Annotated in this window: 16 protein-coding genes; 12 read left to right on the top strand and 4 right to left on the bottom strand. The window is 66.1% G+C overall.

The features are described from left to right. Positions 1–209 precede the first annotated feature (209 nt). The 6 genes from CXY81_RS05845 to rbsD all read left to right on the top strand — a co-directional run bounded on the left by CXY81_RS05845 (position 210) and on the right by rbsD (position 6,091). Positions 210–1,274, top strand: a complete 1,065-nt coding sequence (locus tag CXY81_RS05845; RefSeq protein ID WP_104194280.1) for a LacI family DNA-binding transcriptional regulator — start codon at positions 210–212, stop codon at positions 1,272–1,274. Between the two features lies 1 nt (position 1,275). After that, positions 1,276–2,790 (top strand): sugar ABC transporter ATP-binding protein, encoded by a 1,515-nt coding sequence (locus CXY81_RS05840; protein WP_104170701.1) that lies wholly within the window; start codon positions 1,276–1,278, stop codon positions 2,788–2,790. Positions 2,791–2,800: 10 nt separating this feature from the next. Further along, a complete protein-coding gene (locus CXY81_RS05835; protein WP_104170700.1) occupies positions 2,801–3,772 on the top strand; it encodes an ABC transporter permease in 972 nt (323 codons plus the stop codon). Positions 3,773–3,846: 74 nt separating this feature from the next. Next, positions 3,847–4,791, top strand: coding sequence for a substrate-binding domain-containing protein (locus CXY81_RS05830; RefSeq protein ID WP_104194279.1), 945 nt, complete (start codon positions 3,847–3,849; stop codon positions 4,789–4,791). Continuing rightward, positions 4,788–5,711 carry a ribokinase gene (locus CXY81_RS05825; protein ID WP_104194278.1) on the top strand — a complete coding sequence of 308 codons (924 nt, stop codon included), beginning with the start codon at positions 4,788–4,790 and terminating at the stop codon, positions 5,709–5,711. Before CXY81_RS05830 ends, CXY81_RS05825 begins: the two co-directional genes overlap by 4 nt. Continuing rightward, positions 5,708–6,091, top strand: a complete 384-nt coding sequence (rbsD, locus tag CXY81_RS05820) for a D-ribose pyranase (protein ID WP_104170697.1) — start codon at positions 5,708–5,710, stop codon at positions 6,089–6,091. The genes CXY81_RS05825 and rbsD overlap by 4 nt, the downstream gene beginning before the upstream one ends. Before the next feature lie 45 nt (positions 6,092–6,136). Here the strand turns inward: rbsD and CXY81_RS05815 are convergent, their stop codons facing one another. Further along, complete coding sequence (locus CXY81_RS05815) at positions 6,137–7,030, bottom strand: NAD-dependent epimerase/dehydratase family protein (RefSeq protein WP_104170696.1); 894 nt, start codon at positions 7,028–7,030, stop codon at positions 6,137–6,139. An 84-nt stretch (positions 7,031–7,114) separates the two neighbouring features. On the opposite strand from CXY81_RS05815, the gene CXY81_RS05810 reads away from it, so the two are divergent. Then, positions 7,115–7,645, top strand: coding sequence for a pyridoxal 5'-phosphate synthase (locus CXY81_RS05810; protein WP_104194302.1), 531 nt, complete (start codon positions 7,115–7,117; stop codon positions 7,643–7,645). 21 nt (positions 7,646–7,666) lie between these two features. Here CXY81_RS05810 and CXY81_RS05805 read toward each other — a convergent pair whose 3' ends face one another. The 3 genes from CXY81_RS05805 to CXY81_RS16350 form a co-directional block, all read right to left on the bottom strand. Then, positions 7,667–7,867 (bottom strand): hypothetical protein, encoded by a 201-nt coding sequence (locus tag CXY81_RS05805; RefSeq protein WP_146067630.1) that lies wholly within the window; start codon positions 7,865–7,867, stop codon positions 7,667–7,669. Continuing rightward, on the bottom strand, positions 7,846–8,577 hold the full coding sequence (locus tag CXY81_RS16355; RefSeq protein ID WP_158252011.1) for a glycosyltransferase family 2 protein: 732 nt from the start codon (positions 8,575–8,577) through the stop codon (positions 7,846–7,848). Before CXY81_RS16355 ends, CXY81_RS05805 begins: the two co-directional genes overlap by 22 nt. A 227-nt stretch (positions 8,578–8,804) precedes the next feature. Then, complete coding sequence (locus CXY81_RS16350; RefSeq protein ID WP_158250226.1) at positions 8,805–9,065, bottom strand: hypothetical protein; 261 nt, start codon at positions 9,063–9,065, stop codon at positions 8,805–8,807. A 173-nt stretch (positions 9,066–9,238) separates the two neighbouring features. Here CXY81_RS16350 and CXY81_RS05795 point away from each other — a divergent pair, with 173 nt between their 5' ends. From CXY81_RS05795 to CXY81_RS16345, 5 genes are all read left to right on the top strand, one after another. After that, positions 9,239–9,781 carry a MarR family winged helix-turn-helix transcriptional regulator gene (locus CXY81_RS05795; protein WP_134542770.1) on the top strand — a complete coding sequence of 181 codons (543 nt, stop codon included), beginning with the start codon at positions 9,239–9,241 and terminating at the stop codon, positions 9,779–9,781. A 92-nt stretch (positions 9,782–9,873) separates the two neighbouring features. Next, entirely contained in the window at positions 9,874–10,593 is a 720-nt protein-coding gene (locus CXY81_RS05790) for a GAF and ANTAR domain-containing protein (protein ID WP_104194276.1), read from the top strand. Further along, positions 10,586–11,299, top strand: coding sequence for a GAF and ANTAR domain-containing protein (locus CXY81_RS05785; protein WP_104194275.1), 714 nt, complete (start codon positions 10,586–10,588; stop codon positions 11,297–11,299). The genes CXY81_RS05790 and CXY81_RS05785 overlap by 8 nt, the downstream gene beginning before the upstream one ends. Before the next feature lie 277 nt (positions 11,300–11,576). Then, the gene (locus tag CXY81_RS05780) at positions 11,577–12,221 is read left to right on the top strand and encodes a hypothetical protein (RefSeq protein WP_104194274.1); all 645 of its coding nucleotides are present in this window, start codon (positions 11,577–11,579) and stop codon (positions 12,219–12,221) included. Between the two features lie 116 nt (positions 12,222–12,337). Beyond that, a complete protein-coding gene (locus CXY81_RS16345) occupies positions 12,338–12,484 on the top strand; it encodes a hypothetical protein (protein ID WP_158250227.1) in 147 nt (48 codons plus the stop codon). Positions 12,485–12,886: the final 402 nt, after the last annotated feature.

The following is a 12,886-nucleotide window of genomic DNA, read 5'->3' as shown; positions in this document are numbered from 1 at the left end:
AGACCCAGTCACCCGTGCGCGTGCCGCCCCGCCAGGTTCCCTCATCCATGAGGGTGCCGTTGATGTGCCAGCGTCGCCACGGGCCGTCCTGCTTGCCGGCGACGAAGCTCGTTGACAGTGGCCGTCGCTAGGACCTAATATGGAATCGTTTCCATGGAAACGATTCCACGACTACGCCGGGTACCCGCACGAACACGAAGAGGTGAGAGATGGTTGCCATCACGATCAAGGATGTCGCCGCCCTGGCCGGCGTCTCCGTGGCCACGGCCTCCCGGGTCCTGTCCGGCAGCCCGGCCACCTCGCCCGAGGCTCGGGCCGGCGTCGCCGCCGCGGCCGCCCAGCTCGACTACCGGCCCAACGCCCAGGCGCGCGCCCTGCGCAGCACCCACACCGAGTCCATCGGCCTGCTGGTGTCGGATGTGCGCAACCCTTTCTTCGCCGACCTCGCCCACACGGTCGAACAGGCCGCCCTGGCTGCCGGCTATGTCACGCTGCTCGGCAACGCGAATGAGCGCAAGGAACAGCAGGACCGGTACCTGGACACCCTGATCTCCAGGCGAGTGGACGGCATCGTCGTGGCACCGCTCGGGGACGGCAGCGGCAGCATCCGTTCGCTGATCGAACGCAAGATCCCGACCGTCTTCGTGGACCGCACCGTGGACGGCCTCGATGTGCCGAGCGTGACCACGGACAGCGAAACCGGCATCCGCCAGGCTGTTGCACACCTGGCCGCGGCCGGCCACACCCGCATCGGCTACATCTCGGGCCCGCGGGCCATTTCGACCGGCCGGGACCGGTTCGCCGCCTTCACCCGCGCGGTGGCCGAGTTCGGCCTCAGCCAGGACCCCGAGCTGGTCTACTTCGGCGACTTCCAGGCCGCCAGTGGCTCGGCCGGCGTGCACGCGCTGCTCGAACTGCGCCAGCCGCCCACCGCCCTGCTCGCCGCCGACAGCCCGATGGCCGTGGGCGCGATCGCCATTCTTCACAAGCGCGGGCTGCGTATCGGCAGGGACGTGGCCCTGATCGCGTTCGACGACATCGAGTGGTTCGCCCTGCTCGACCCGGCGCTCAGCGTCATCTCGCACAGTGTCGAGGACATGGGCCGGATCGCCGTGAAGATGCTGCTCGAGGTCATTGGCGGAGGCACCCCCGAGTCGGTGGTGCTGCCCAGCGAACTGATCATCCGGGCGTCGTCCTCGGCGCCCATCTCAGGCGTGCCCGATTCACCCGCAGCCGTTTCACCCGCATCCGGGCCGAGCCCGAGGAAGAACTGACATGAGTCAACAACCACTGGTCACCCTGCAGAACGTGGGCAAGACCTTCGGACCGGTGACGGTCATCAAAGACGTCACCGTCAGCGTCTACGCCGGCAAGGTGCAGGTGCTGCTGGGCGAGAACGGTGCCGGCAAGTCCACCCTGATCAAGATGATGGCGGGGGTGTACCAGCCGGACGCCGGCCACATCGTGGTGGACGGGCAGACAGTCACCCTGCCCACCGCCCGCGCGGCCGAGGAACTCGGCATCGCCACGATCCACCAGGAACTGAACCTCGTTCCCACCATGAGCATCGCCGAGAACGTGATGCTGGGGCGGATGCCCACCAAGCACGGCCTGGTCGACCGCAGCGCCCTGCGCAATCGGGCGCGTGCCGCCCTCGCCCTGATCGGCCTCGACGTCGACGTGGACACCCTGGTCGGCGACCTCGGCATCGCCCGGCAGCAGCTGGTCGAGATCGCCAAGGCGCTCAGCATCAACGCCCGCATCCTGATCCTGGACGAGCCCACCGCGGCCCTGACCCGCCACGAGACCGAGAGCCTGTTCGCCGTGATGACCGACCTGCGCCGCCGTGGGGTGGGCATGTTGTTCATCAGCCACCACCTCGACGAGATCGCCGAGGTCGGCGACACCGTGACCGTGCTGCGCGACGGTGAGTTCATCGCCGAGGTGCCGGCCTCCACCCCCGAAGACGACCTCGTGAAGCTGATGGTCGGCCGCAACATCGAAGACCATTTCCCGCGGTCGGCCGGCGACATGAGCCAGGCGACCGAGATCCTCACGGTCGACAAGCTCACCTCGGCCGGCTCGTTCAGTGACATCAGCTTCATCGTCAAGGCGGGCGAGGTGCTTGGCATCGCCGGGCTGGTCGGCGCGGGGCGCACCGAACTGATCCGCGCGATCGCAGGCGCCGACCGGTACACCTCCGGCACGGTCGCCGTGCGCGGCCGGCAGCTGCCGAACGGCAGCATCCAGGCGGCAATCGCAGCGGGCATCGGGCACGTGCCCGAAGACCGCAAGGGACAGGGGCTGGTGCTCGACGCATCCGTCAACGACAACCTCGGCTACGCCACGCTCGCCGCCACCGCGAAGCTGGGTCTGGTCGACTTCGCCGGCCAACGCAGCCGGGCCGCCGAGGTGGCCATGAAACTGCGCATCCGGATGCACACCATCGACCAGTCGATCGGCGCACTCTCCGGGGGCAACCAGCAAAAAGCCGTGTTCGGCCGCTGGATCATCGCCGCCTCCACGGTGCTGCTGCTCGACGAGCCCACCCGCGGCGTCGATGTGGGCGCCAAGGTCGAGATCTACGAACTGATGAACGCGATCACGGCGGCCGGGGGAGCGATTCTGATGGTCTCAAGTGAACTGCCCGAGATTCTCGGCATGAGCGACCGCATCCTCGTGATGCGCGACGGCCGGATCGCCGGCGAGCTCACCGCCGCCGAGGCCACCCAAGACGCAGTCATGACACTCGCCGCCCGCGATGTCGACGAGAAGTACGAACAGAGATAGGGAAGCCACCATGTCCACCACAACTCTGCCGATGAAGCGCCGCGGCCTCGACTACAAGAAGTTCCTCGCCAACAACGGCGCCCTCGTCGGCCTCGTCGTACTCTGCATCGCCCTGTTCATCGCGACTCCCGACTTCCTGACCGCGCAGAACCTGCTCAACATCGGCATCCAGGTGTCCACGGTGGCCGTGCTGGCCTTCGGGATGACCTTCGTCATCGTGGCCGGCGGGATCGACCTCTCGGTGGGTGCCGTGGCGGCCCTGTCGGCCATGTCGTCGGGCTGGATGTTCGCCAGCGCCGGCCTCCCCGGCTGGATCGCCCTCCTGGGTGGTCTGTTCGTCGGAGCCCTGGCCGGCACCATCAACGGTTTGGCCAACGCCTACGGCAAGCTGCCCTCGTTCATCGCCACGCTCGCCATGCTCAGCGTGGCCCGCGGACTGACCCTGGTCATCTCCGACGGCCGTCCGATCTCGACGCCGGCCGAGGTCTCCTTCCTCGGCGGCAACCTGGGCCCGGTGCCGATGCCGATCATCATCCTTGTGCTCGCCGCCCTGGCCGCTTCCTTCCTGCTCAACCGGACTGTCATCGGCCGCTCGATGTACGCGGTCGGCGGCAACGCCGAAGCCGCCCGGCTGTCGGGACTGCCGGTCAAGCGCATCCTGGTCACCGTCTTCGCCCTGGCCGGACTTTTCGCCGCACTTGCCGGGCTCCTGCTCGCCGGGCGCCTCGACTCCGCGCAGCCGCAGGCCGCGGCCGGCTACGAACTCGACGCCATCGCGGCCGTCGTGATCGGCGGCGCCTCCCTCGCCGGTGGCCTCGGCAAGATCTCAGGCACCTTCGTGGGTGCCCTCGTGCTCGTCGTCATCCGCAATGGCCTGAACCTGCTCAACGTGACGTCGTTCTGGCAGCAGGTTGTGATCGGACTCGTGATCGCCCTCGCCGTGGGCGTCGACGTACTCCGCCGCAAGACCCGCAGCAGCTGACCAGGCCGGCGGCCGACATCCGTCACCCCCTCTACCTTTCTCCTCACCCATCAATAACCACAAAGGAATACACAATGAAGTCCTCCTCGTTTCGCAAAATCGCGGCGCTGACCGCCACCGCCGCCCTGATTCTGGTGGGCACTACGGCCTGCGGCCGTGGTGGCGGGTCTGAGGCGTCGGGCACCAAGATCGTGATGGCCGTCTCCACCCTGAACAACCCGTTCTTCGTGGAACTGCGCGACGGCGCGCAGGCTGCCGCCGACGAGGCCGGCGTGCAGCTGAACATCGTCGACGCCCAGAACGACTCGGCCACGCAGGCCAATCAGCTCGCCACCGCCGCCTCCGGCAGCACCAAGGCCGTCATCGTGAACCCGGTGGACTCCGACGCCGCCTCCTCCGCCGTGAACGACCTCCTCAGCGCGGGTATTCCGGTCATCGGGGTCGACCGCACGGTCAACGGCGCCGACCTGAACTCACTCGTCGCCAGCGACAACGTGGCCGGTGGCCGTCAGGCTGCCGACGCCCTCGCCGAGGCCATGGGCGAAACGGGCAGCGTCATCCACCTGCAGGGTGTCTCCGGCACCTCGGCCAGCCGTGACCGCGGCCAGGGCTTCGAAGAGGGCATGAAGGCCTACCCGAACATCACCGTGGTCGCCAAGCAGACCGCCAACTTCGACCGCGCCGCCGCGCTCGACGTGACCACGAACCTGCTGCAGGCCAACCCCGGCGCGACCGGCCTCTTCGCTGAGAACGATGAAATGGCGCTCGGCGCCATCCAGGCTCTCGGGTCGCGGGCCGGCACCGAGGTCGCGGTCGTCGGCTTCGACGGCACGGCAGACGGACTCGCCGCCATCGAGGCAGGCACCCTGGTTGCCACCATCGCTCAGCAGCCGGCCGAACTCGGCAAGCTCGCCGTTGAACTGGCCATCAAGGCCATCGCCGGCGACACGATCGAGAAGACCGTTCCGGTCGAGGTCGTCTCCGTCACGAAGACGAATGTCGGCGACTTCGCCAAGTGAGTTACTCCGCCAGCACGGTCGTCGTCGTCGGGTCGATCAACGTCGACCAGCTGATCACCATCGAACGCCACCCGCTGCCCGGTGAGACCCTCATCGGAACGTCGATGGAGTTCCTCCCCGGAGGAAAAGGAGCCAACCAGGCCGTCGCGGCGGCCCAGCTGGGCGCCGCGGTGAGTATGGTCGGCTTGGTCGGCCGGGATCCGCAGGCCGAGGTCGCGACTGCGATCCTGACCCGCTCCGGAGTGAACTTGTCGAATGTACGCGCGGTGGACGGCCCGACCGGCCTGGCACTCGTCACGGTCGCCGCCGACGGCGAAAACACCATCGTGATCATCCCCGGCGCCAACGCACTGCTGGGCGCGGAGGCCGTTGAGGCCAGCGCGACCGTCATCGCGGAGGCCGCCGTGGTGGTGCTCCAGGGTGAGATCCCCGCGGAGGGCATCGTGGCGGCAATGCGGCTGGCCACCGGCCGGGTGGTGCTGAACCTGGCGCCCGTGATCGCTCTGGATGCTGCGAGCATCCGTCGGGCCGACCCGCTGGTCGTCAACGAGCACGAGGCTGCCCTCGTGCTCGCGCAGCTCGCCCCGAAAATGGTCATCCCCACCGAGGACGCTGAGCTCGTCGCCCGGCTCCTCGACTGGGGCGTTCCCTCGGTCGTGCTCACCCGCGGTGCGAAGGGCGCGATCTGCGCCGACCGGGACGGTACCCACAGTCTGGCGTCGCCACGGGTCGTTGCCGTGGACAGCTCGGGCGCCGGCGACGCATTCGTCGGCGCCCTCAGCGCGCAGCTCGCGGCCGGGTCGAGCCTGTCCGAGTCCGTGCGCCGGGCCGTGCGCGTGGGTGCCTTCGCAGTGCAGTCGCGCGGCACGCAGACGTCGTATCCCTCCCTGGCCGACGAGCTGCCGCTGGTACGCGCATGAAGCGCCGCGGCATCCTGAACGCCGACCTCTCCGGCGCCCTGGCCCGCCTCGGGCACACGGATGTCGTTCTCCTCGCGGACTGCGGCATGCCGATCCCGGCCGGCGTTCCCGTGATCGACCTGGCGCTTGTGCATGGTGTGCCGCGCTTCGAGCAGGTGCTCGACGCCCTGCTCGAGGAGATGGTGTTCCAGCGCTGCGTGGCCGCGGAGGAGGCGAAAACCGCCCCCGCCGGGGTCTGGCTGGCCGACCGGTTCGACGCGATCGAGTACATCAGCCACGCCGAGTTGAAGGACCTGTCGGCCTCGGCGAAGCTATTCATCCGTTCGGGGGAGGCGACGCCGTTCGCGAACGCGGCGCTGGTCTGCGGCGTCTCGTTCTAAACGTCTCGTTCCCGAACGAATTGGTTCACACCGAACCCGGTTGAGCTACGGGTGACGGATGCCCCGGCCGGCCAGCACGGCCCGGTAGCCCTCGCGGTAGGTCGGATAGCTGAACGTGAAACCCGTGCCCAGCAGCAGTTGGTTGCGGAGGCGTTTGTCGCCTCCGCGCTGGCTGTCCCGCGGGACGGGCCGAGTGGGCGCGGCAGTCGTTGCGCCGGGAGCGCCGGGTGCCTCGGGCCTAGGGGCCGGCAGTCCAAGCTCCTCGGCAAGGAACGCCAGCACCTCACCGCGGCGCACCGGCGCGCTGTCGACGCCGAGATAGAGGGTCGCCGGTGCTTCCTCCCGCAGCATCAGGTGCACGATCGCGGCCGCGGCATCATCCCGGTGGATGCGGTTCGTGTGGCGGGCCGAGGCCGACGCGGTGGTGCGGCCGCTCCGCACCTGGGTGATCAGGCGCTCCCGGCCGGGGCCGTAGATGCCCGACAGGCGGAAGACGACGGCCGCGGGGATGCGGGCGTGCAGCATCCGTTCGGCCTCGAGCAGAATGGCGTCGGTGCCCGGCCTCGGGTTGGCGGGCGTCTGCTCGTCGACCCAGCTCTCGTCGGACACGTCGTAGACGGCGGTCGACGACACCAGCAGCACGCGGCGGGGCGTGACGCCGGCCTCGTCGAGCGCGTCGAGGAGGTTCTGCAGACCGTCGACGTAGGCCGCCCGGTAGACCGCGGGGCTGGGGTTGCCCGCGGCGATCGCCACGATCACGATCTCGGTGTCGGCCGGCACGACCGGCTTGTGCGCGCTGAGGTCGACGGACTGGCCCTCGATACCGGCGGGGAGAACGGCCGCGTTGCGGCGCAACCCCACCACCCGGTGCCCGAGCGCCGCGAAACGCAGGCCCACCTCCGTGCCGAGGTCCCCGCATCCTGCAATGAGTACCGTCATCTCGCTCCTCTTGTCTGCTTCCAACGCTAGCGGCACTCTCTGAACGCTGACAGTCGGCGCAGTCGGCGCAGTAGGCTCGTGGGGGTGAGCGAATTATTCCGCAGCATGCTGCGTTCCCTGCCGGATTTCCCCATCGATCTGCCGATTTTCGACCCGGCGTCGGCGCCACTCGACCCGGCTGTACTGTTCCGGTCCTGGCTTGATGAGGCCCTGGCGGCCGGGGTTTCCCAGCCGCACGCCTTCAGCCTGGCGACCGTCGCCGCCGAGGGCATGCCGTCGTCGCGCATGCTCATCCTCAAGAATCTCGACGCCGAGGGCTGGCACTTTGCCACCTCGCGGGCGTCGCGCAAGGGCCGGGAGCTGACGGAGCATCCGTTGGCCGCGATGAATTTCTTCTGGTCGGCGCCGGGCCGCCAGGTGCGTGTGGTCGGCCCGGTCACCGAGTTGTCGACGGATGCCTCGGCGGCCGACTGGTCCGAACGGCCCGGCGCCGACGGATCAGAGAACCCCACCTGGCAGCTGTACGCCCTGCGCCCGGTCGAGGTCGAATTCTGGCAGGCCGACCCCGGCCGCCGGCACGTGCGCCACCGCTACCTGATTCCCGCCGAGGGCTGAGCGCGCTGGGGCTGAGGGGGACTACTTCCAGCGGCGGGCGGACCCGGTGAGGAACTGCACATAGCCAACCAGTGACGCGTAGGAGCACAGCACCTGGTCGCCGAGCAGATAGGCCAGGTAGCCGAACCGGTTGCGTCGTACTTCCAGACCGAGCGGACCGAAGACCCGGCGGCTCTGGAACATGCGCAGACTTCCGTAGATCACCAGGGTGATCGGAAGCACGGCCAGCGCCCAGATCGAGACCACGGCCGTGTTGCCGAAGACGGCGAACAGCACGAGGCCGGGCACCCAGAACAGCCCGTCCACTCCTGCATGCGGGTGAGCAGGTTGATGCGGGAGTTGCGCACGAGAACCGCGCCGGCCACGGCAACAGTGTCTGCCGGGGCGGATTCAAGCCGGGAGATCAGGTGGTGCAGGGCCTTCCGGTGCAGCAGCGTGTCCGCGTCGACCGTGATCAGATAGGGCGTGGTCACGTGGGTCAGTGCTGAGTTCAGCGCGTTCGACTTGCCGGGGACAGGTTGCCGCACGACCAGCAGGTCCACGTCGGATTCGATGGCGGCGACGTTGGCGGACCGCGCCGTAGCGTCATCGGAGCCGTTGTCGGCGAGGATCACCGTCACCTCGCCGGCGTAATCGCTCCCGCCGATGCAGCGGATCGTCTCCCGGAGACCGTCCTGCTCGTTTCGGGCGGCCACGATGATGGTCAGGGGGGTGACCGGATCGGGGACCCGGAACGGCGGCTGGCGATCCAGCAGGAGCGACAGGCTCAGAAACGCCACCACGAAGCCAGGCAGGAATGCCACCAAGGAGACGATGATCCACGTCGGCGGTTCGCCGGTCAGGCGGGTCAGGTCCTGGATCCACGGTAGCGAGATCCAAACGGATGCGTCGGTCCAGCTGAGCGCGAACAGAACGGACAGCCAGAACTTCACGGCGACGGGGAGACAGAGCCGGCGCCCGGGCGTCCGGTGGAGGGCAGCGGGCTCAGCGCGCGTTGTCGGCGATGCCGGCGGTGCCGGCGCGGTTGGAGCGCGGTCATGTGAGCCCCAGGTGCGAGCTGTGTGACTCACGGCTACGGCATCTGGCCCCCGGGTTGTTACTACAAACGTACGCCGCGACGGGCCCGCTGAGGAGTTGCCGAAGACACCAGTTCGGAGAGCTAGAAGTCCTCGTAGGTGAAGGCCTCCTCGGCGAGAAGCTGGGTCCAGGGCTCCGGTCGTTGGGAGCGGACTTGTTGCAGCGTGACGGTCGAGTTCGGGGTGATCAGAAGCGTAGTCAAGAACCCGGCGGAATTGATCACATTGATGAATCCTCCACCGCGCTGCACCGCGTCGGCCACGGAGGTTTTCCATGCTGCCAGGTCATCGTCGGTGTCGACAACGTAACGGTCGCCATTCACGGTCAGACGGTACTCGTTCATGGAAATAGACCCTGTCTCTCAGCGGACCCTGAAGCGCCACGTGGTGGTTCAGCAGAGATCGGACGATGCCCTAAGAATTGGCGTCGGGAAGTAATATATAGCGATCAGTTTGAATTTCAAACTATTTTATGTTGGAAGATGATGCACGTCGTCGATAGGGTGGAGGCGGAAATGTGCCGCAGATCCAGCTGAGTACTTTTCGTTGTTGTCGGGAGGAAACCATGTTCAAGGAAAGTGGCTCCGTCCAGGTTCTCGAGGGTGTTGCTGCTGCGGTGGTCGTTCTGCTTCGAGCGCTGGACAAGACGCGTGCCGGGATGGCGGCGAAGGATGGCTTCACGGGTTCTGAGATACGGGTTCTTTTTCGAATTTCGGAAGCGGGCCGGGTGACACCGAAGATTTTGGCCGGTTCCACAGATCTCTCGATGGGTGCGGTCACCGCGATCTCCGACCGGTTGGTCGCCCGGGATGTCGTGCGCCGAGTTGCCAACCCGGATGACCGGCGGAGCCTGTTCCTGGAGCTGACTGCGACGGGCGGGACGTTGATGGATAGCATCTACGGTGATTTTCGTGCACGGATCGGCGAAGCTCAGAGGAAAATGTCGTGTGCTGAACAGGAACTGCTCGAGGCGCAGCTGCTGAATATCGCTGCGGCGCTCGGCTACGACCTGGAAGAAAGACTTGCTGGAACTCAAATATCGGTTGTGAAGGCTTCTTGAGCCTCCCGTTTCGGACGTGGCGGGGTACGTTCGGAAGATGACTTGGCCACGTCTGAAAAGGAGCAGCAGCGAGAATCGCAGGAGGGATTGCCATGCGTGATCAATTCGCGGTTGCCGAAAAGGCATTGTCCGCTTTGGCAGGTAGCGAGTCCCGTCTGTTCGAGCCGTTCCTGGGGGTACTGCCAGTGGATGGGGTGTCAATCTCGACGTTCGGTGACTTTCTCCCTGATGAGACAATCTCGGCGAGCGACGCCCAATCGATACGGCTGGACGAGCTGCAATTCGATCTGGGCGAGGGTCCGAGTTGGGATGCTCTAGAAACCGGGGCGCCGGTCTTCGAGCCGAACATTCGCGAACGGCCGAACCGGGTTTGGCCGGCGTTCTCGGAGGCAATCATCGCCGATGATCTGGGCGCGCTTTTTGCTTTTCCTTTGTCGCTGGGGCCGTTGCGCATCGGGGCGATCGACCTGTACACGAGTCGGCCCAGTCATCTCAGTGATCTGAATATCCAGCACACTGCAGCCCTCGCGACCGTCGTCAGCCGGCTCGTTCTCGCTCGTGCCATCCGGCTGTCCCAGAGCGAGATTAAGGGTGAAACCGACACGCGCAAACAATTCTCCCGACGTGAGGTGCATCAGGCCACAGGCATGGTGCTGGCCCAACTGGGGATTTCTGCCCTGGACGCCCGTCTGATCATCCAGGGCCATGCCTTCGCCGTCGGCCGATCTGTGCAGGAGATCGCGGAGGAGATCATCGACCGGCGATTGACTTTTGCGGTGAATGAAAACCAGATCGAAGGGTCTCATGATTGATGAAACGAGAGAAGACCGCCTGATCGAAACGTTCGCGACCCTAGCTGACACCCTGGTTGCCGGTTATGACGTGGTGGAGCTCCTCCAGACACTGGTGGAGAGTTGCGCCGGGCTCTTCGATATTGCGGCGGCAGGTATTCTCCTGGCCGACGAAAACGGAGAGCTCGAAGTTGTCGCTTCCACCAGCGAAGCCAGCAGGCTTGTCGAGGTGATGCAACTGAGCGCTCGGGCGGGCCCGTGCGTCGAGTGTTTCATTACCGGGTCGGTCGTGTCCCTGACGGACGTGGAGGACAGCCCGCTCGCGTGGCGGCGGTTTCGGGACTGCGCCAGGGAGCAGGGTTTCGCTGCGGTCCATGCGATTCCGTTGCGGCTGCGTGAGACTACCATCGGCGCCCTCAACTTGTTGTCCACTGTTCCCGGCGCCCTGCGTCAACAGGATGTGCGCGCGGCCCAGGCGTTGGCCGATGTGGCCACGATCGGGATTCTGCAGGAACGCACGCTCCGAGAAAGCAACTCGGTGCGGGAGCAATTGACGATTGCGTTGAACTCCCGAGTCCTCATCGAGCAAGCCAAAGGCGTGATCTCGCATTCCCGCGGCGTCTCGATGGAGGACGCATTCGCGTTGCTGAGGAATCACGCTCGCAGTAACCACTTGTTGTTGTCCCAGGTTGCTCAGGGGCTGGTCGACCAGACCCTTGTCATCTAGCCGGGAGACCCCCTCGCCTCTCAGAGCGCCTGAATCCTCCAGGAGCGCGAAATTCCCTGCTTGATTTCTGTGACGAACACCCTCTGAAATACGACTACATGTTAAGAGATTCTCGCTGAGGACAGATTCTATCTCGGCGGGACACGCTCCGATCGCGTCCATTCCATCGATTCTCCTGTGACGCGGCTGAGCGAAGTCGTCCTGACTCTCTGAGGTTCATACCTGTATCAGTAGAGGAGATATCAACATGGCAACATACGACTCATCCGGTTTAAACATGAATCGAAACATCGACGACCACGGCTCCGATGCTGCGGTCTCCGCGGGCGATGGGGCGACCAACCGCCACGAGGTCGCCGGCCGTGATAAGGCCGTCGGCCGCGACGAGGCCCGCTTCGGCGGGATCAAGTGGGGATCGGCCTTCTTCGGCTGGCTCACCGCCACCGGGACCGCGGTGATCCTCACCGTCCTGTTCGCTGCGGTCGGAGCCGCAGTCGGCCTGGACGGGGCCGATTCCACGGACCAAGCTGCCGGAACTGCTGCCGAGAACGCCGGCACCATGGCACTGGTCGGAGCGATTGTGCTCGCGGTTGTGGTCTTCGTGTCATATTTCTGCGGCGGCTACGTCGCCGGTCGGATGGCCCGCTTCAACGGAATCAAGCAGGGAATCGCGGTCTGGGTCTGGGCGATCGTGATCGCTGTCGTCGCCGGGATCCTCGGGGTCATTGCCGGCGGTGAACTCAACGTTCTGGGGAACCTGAACAGCTTGCCCAGCATCCCGCTCAATCCGGACGGTCTCACGGCAGGCAGCATCATCACCGCGATCGTCATCGTCCTGATTAGCCTCGTCGGCGCAATCGTCGGCGGACTCGCCGGAATGCGGTTCCACCGCCGCGTCGACCGCGAAGCACTCGGCCGCTGACGTCCAGCACCTAACACCCATATCCAACACCTGCACCGGGCGGCTGGGCGGGCGCAGGTCTGCCCAGCCGCTACCGCACTCTCGTACCCAAAATTTTAAACAGAAATGAGACCGCCATGGCTCGCCTGCTTAAGTACATCCCCGTAATCCTGACCGTGGTCACCAAGTACCTGCGCAGCCCGCAGGGGAAGGCCGCGATGCAGAAGGTTCGCTCGTCGCGCCGCCGGCCGAAGAACGTCGGCAGTACCCGCCCGGGATACTGAAGAAATCCGTCTGCGTCGCGACCACCGGCCCTGCACCTGGCAGACGCCGCTGACGGTGACGAAAACTGGGAAGATGCTGAGACAGTCGACAGCGGTCGGCACTGGAGCATCGCTGGCGCCACCCCGGTAGGACCGGCCGACGGCTACTGAGTAATTGATGCGAGGGGCCTGACAGCCGTGAGGGATCGCGGATTTGGGTTCGCGGCGGTTATCCGCGAGGTCTGGCAGTGACTCTCCTCGAACGAATTCGACGGAGATTCTGGCCCAATCGCCCCCATAGAGCCTGAAAATGCAGTTTTCCGGCAGATTCTCCGTCGAATTGGTTCAACACCGGACACGGCGCTCCGCCTGGGCTCAGCCGCGTCCACTCGGTGCAGTCAGCTCTGACTTTCCGGGAGCGAC

The sequence above is a fragment of the Cryobacterium sp. M25 genome, from assembly GCF_002929635.1.
Lineage (GTDB): Bacteria > Actinomycetota > Actinomycetes > Actinomycetales > Microbacteriaceae > Cryobacterium > Cryobacterium sandaracinum.
The sequence above is the reverse complement of the archived record's forward strand: the minus strand, read 5'-3'. Positions and strand labels throughout refer to the sequence as shown.

What these genes read in the sequence shown, in the direction of transcription:
- CXY81_RS05845 (WP_104194280.1), top strand. Translation starts at nt 210, where the DNA reads ATGGTTGCCATCACGATCAAGGATGTCGCCGCCCTGGCCGGCGTCTCC.
- CXY81_RS05840 (WP_104170701.1), top strand. Translation starts at nt 1,276, where the DNA reads ATGAGTCAACAACCACTGGTCACCCTGCAGAACGTGGGCAAGACCTTC.
- CXY81_RS05835 (WP_104170700.1), top strand. Translation starts at nt 2,801, where the DNA reads ATGTCCACCACAACTCTGCCGATGAAGCGCCGCGGCCTCGACTACAAG.
- CXY81_RS05830 (WP_104194279.1), top strand. Translation starts at nt 3,847, where the DNA reads ATGAAGTCCTCCTCGTTTCGCAAAATCGCGGCGCTGACCGCCACCGCC.
- rbsD (WP_104170697.1), top strand. Translation starts at nt 5,708, where the DNA reads ATGAAGCGCCGCGGCATCCTGAACGCCGACCTCTCCGGCGCCCTGGCC.
- CXY81_RS05815 (WP_104170696.1), bottom strand. Translation starts at nt 7,030, where the DNA reads ATGACGGTACTCATTGCAGGATGCGGGGACCTCGGCACGGAGGTGGGC.
- CXY81_RS16350 (WP_158250226.1), bottom strand. Translation starts at nt 9,065, where the DNA reads ATGAACGAGTACCGTCTGACCGTGAATGGCGACCGTTACGTTGTCGAC.
- CXY81_RS05790 (WP_104194276.1), top strand. Translation starts at nt 9,874, where the DNA reads ATGCGTGATCAATTCGCGGTTGCCGAAAAGGCATTGTCCGCTTTGGCA.
- CXY81_RS05785 (WP_104194275.1), top strand. Translation starts at nt 10,586, where the DNA reads ATGATTGATGAAACGAGAGAAGACCGCCTGATCGAAACGTTCGCGACC.
- CXY81_RS05780 (WP_104194274.1), top strand. Translation starts at nt 11,577, where the DNA reads ATGAATCGAAACATCGACGACCACGGCTCCGATGCTGCGGTCTCCGCG.
- CXY81_RS16345 (WP_158250227.1), top strand. Translation starts at nt 12,338, where the DNA reads ATGGCTCGCCTGCTTAAGTACATCCCCGTAATCCTGACCGTGGTCACC.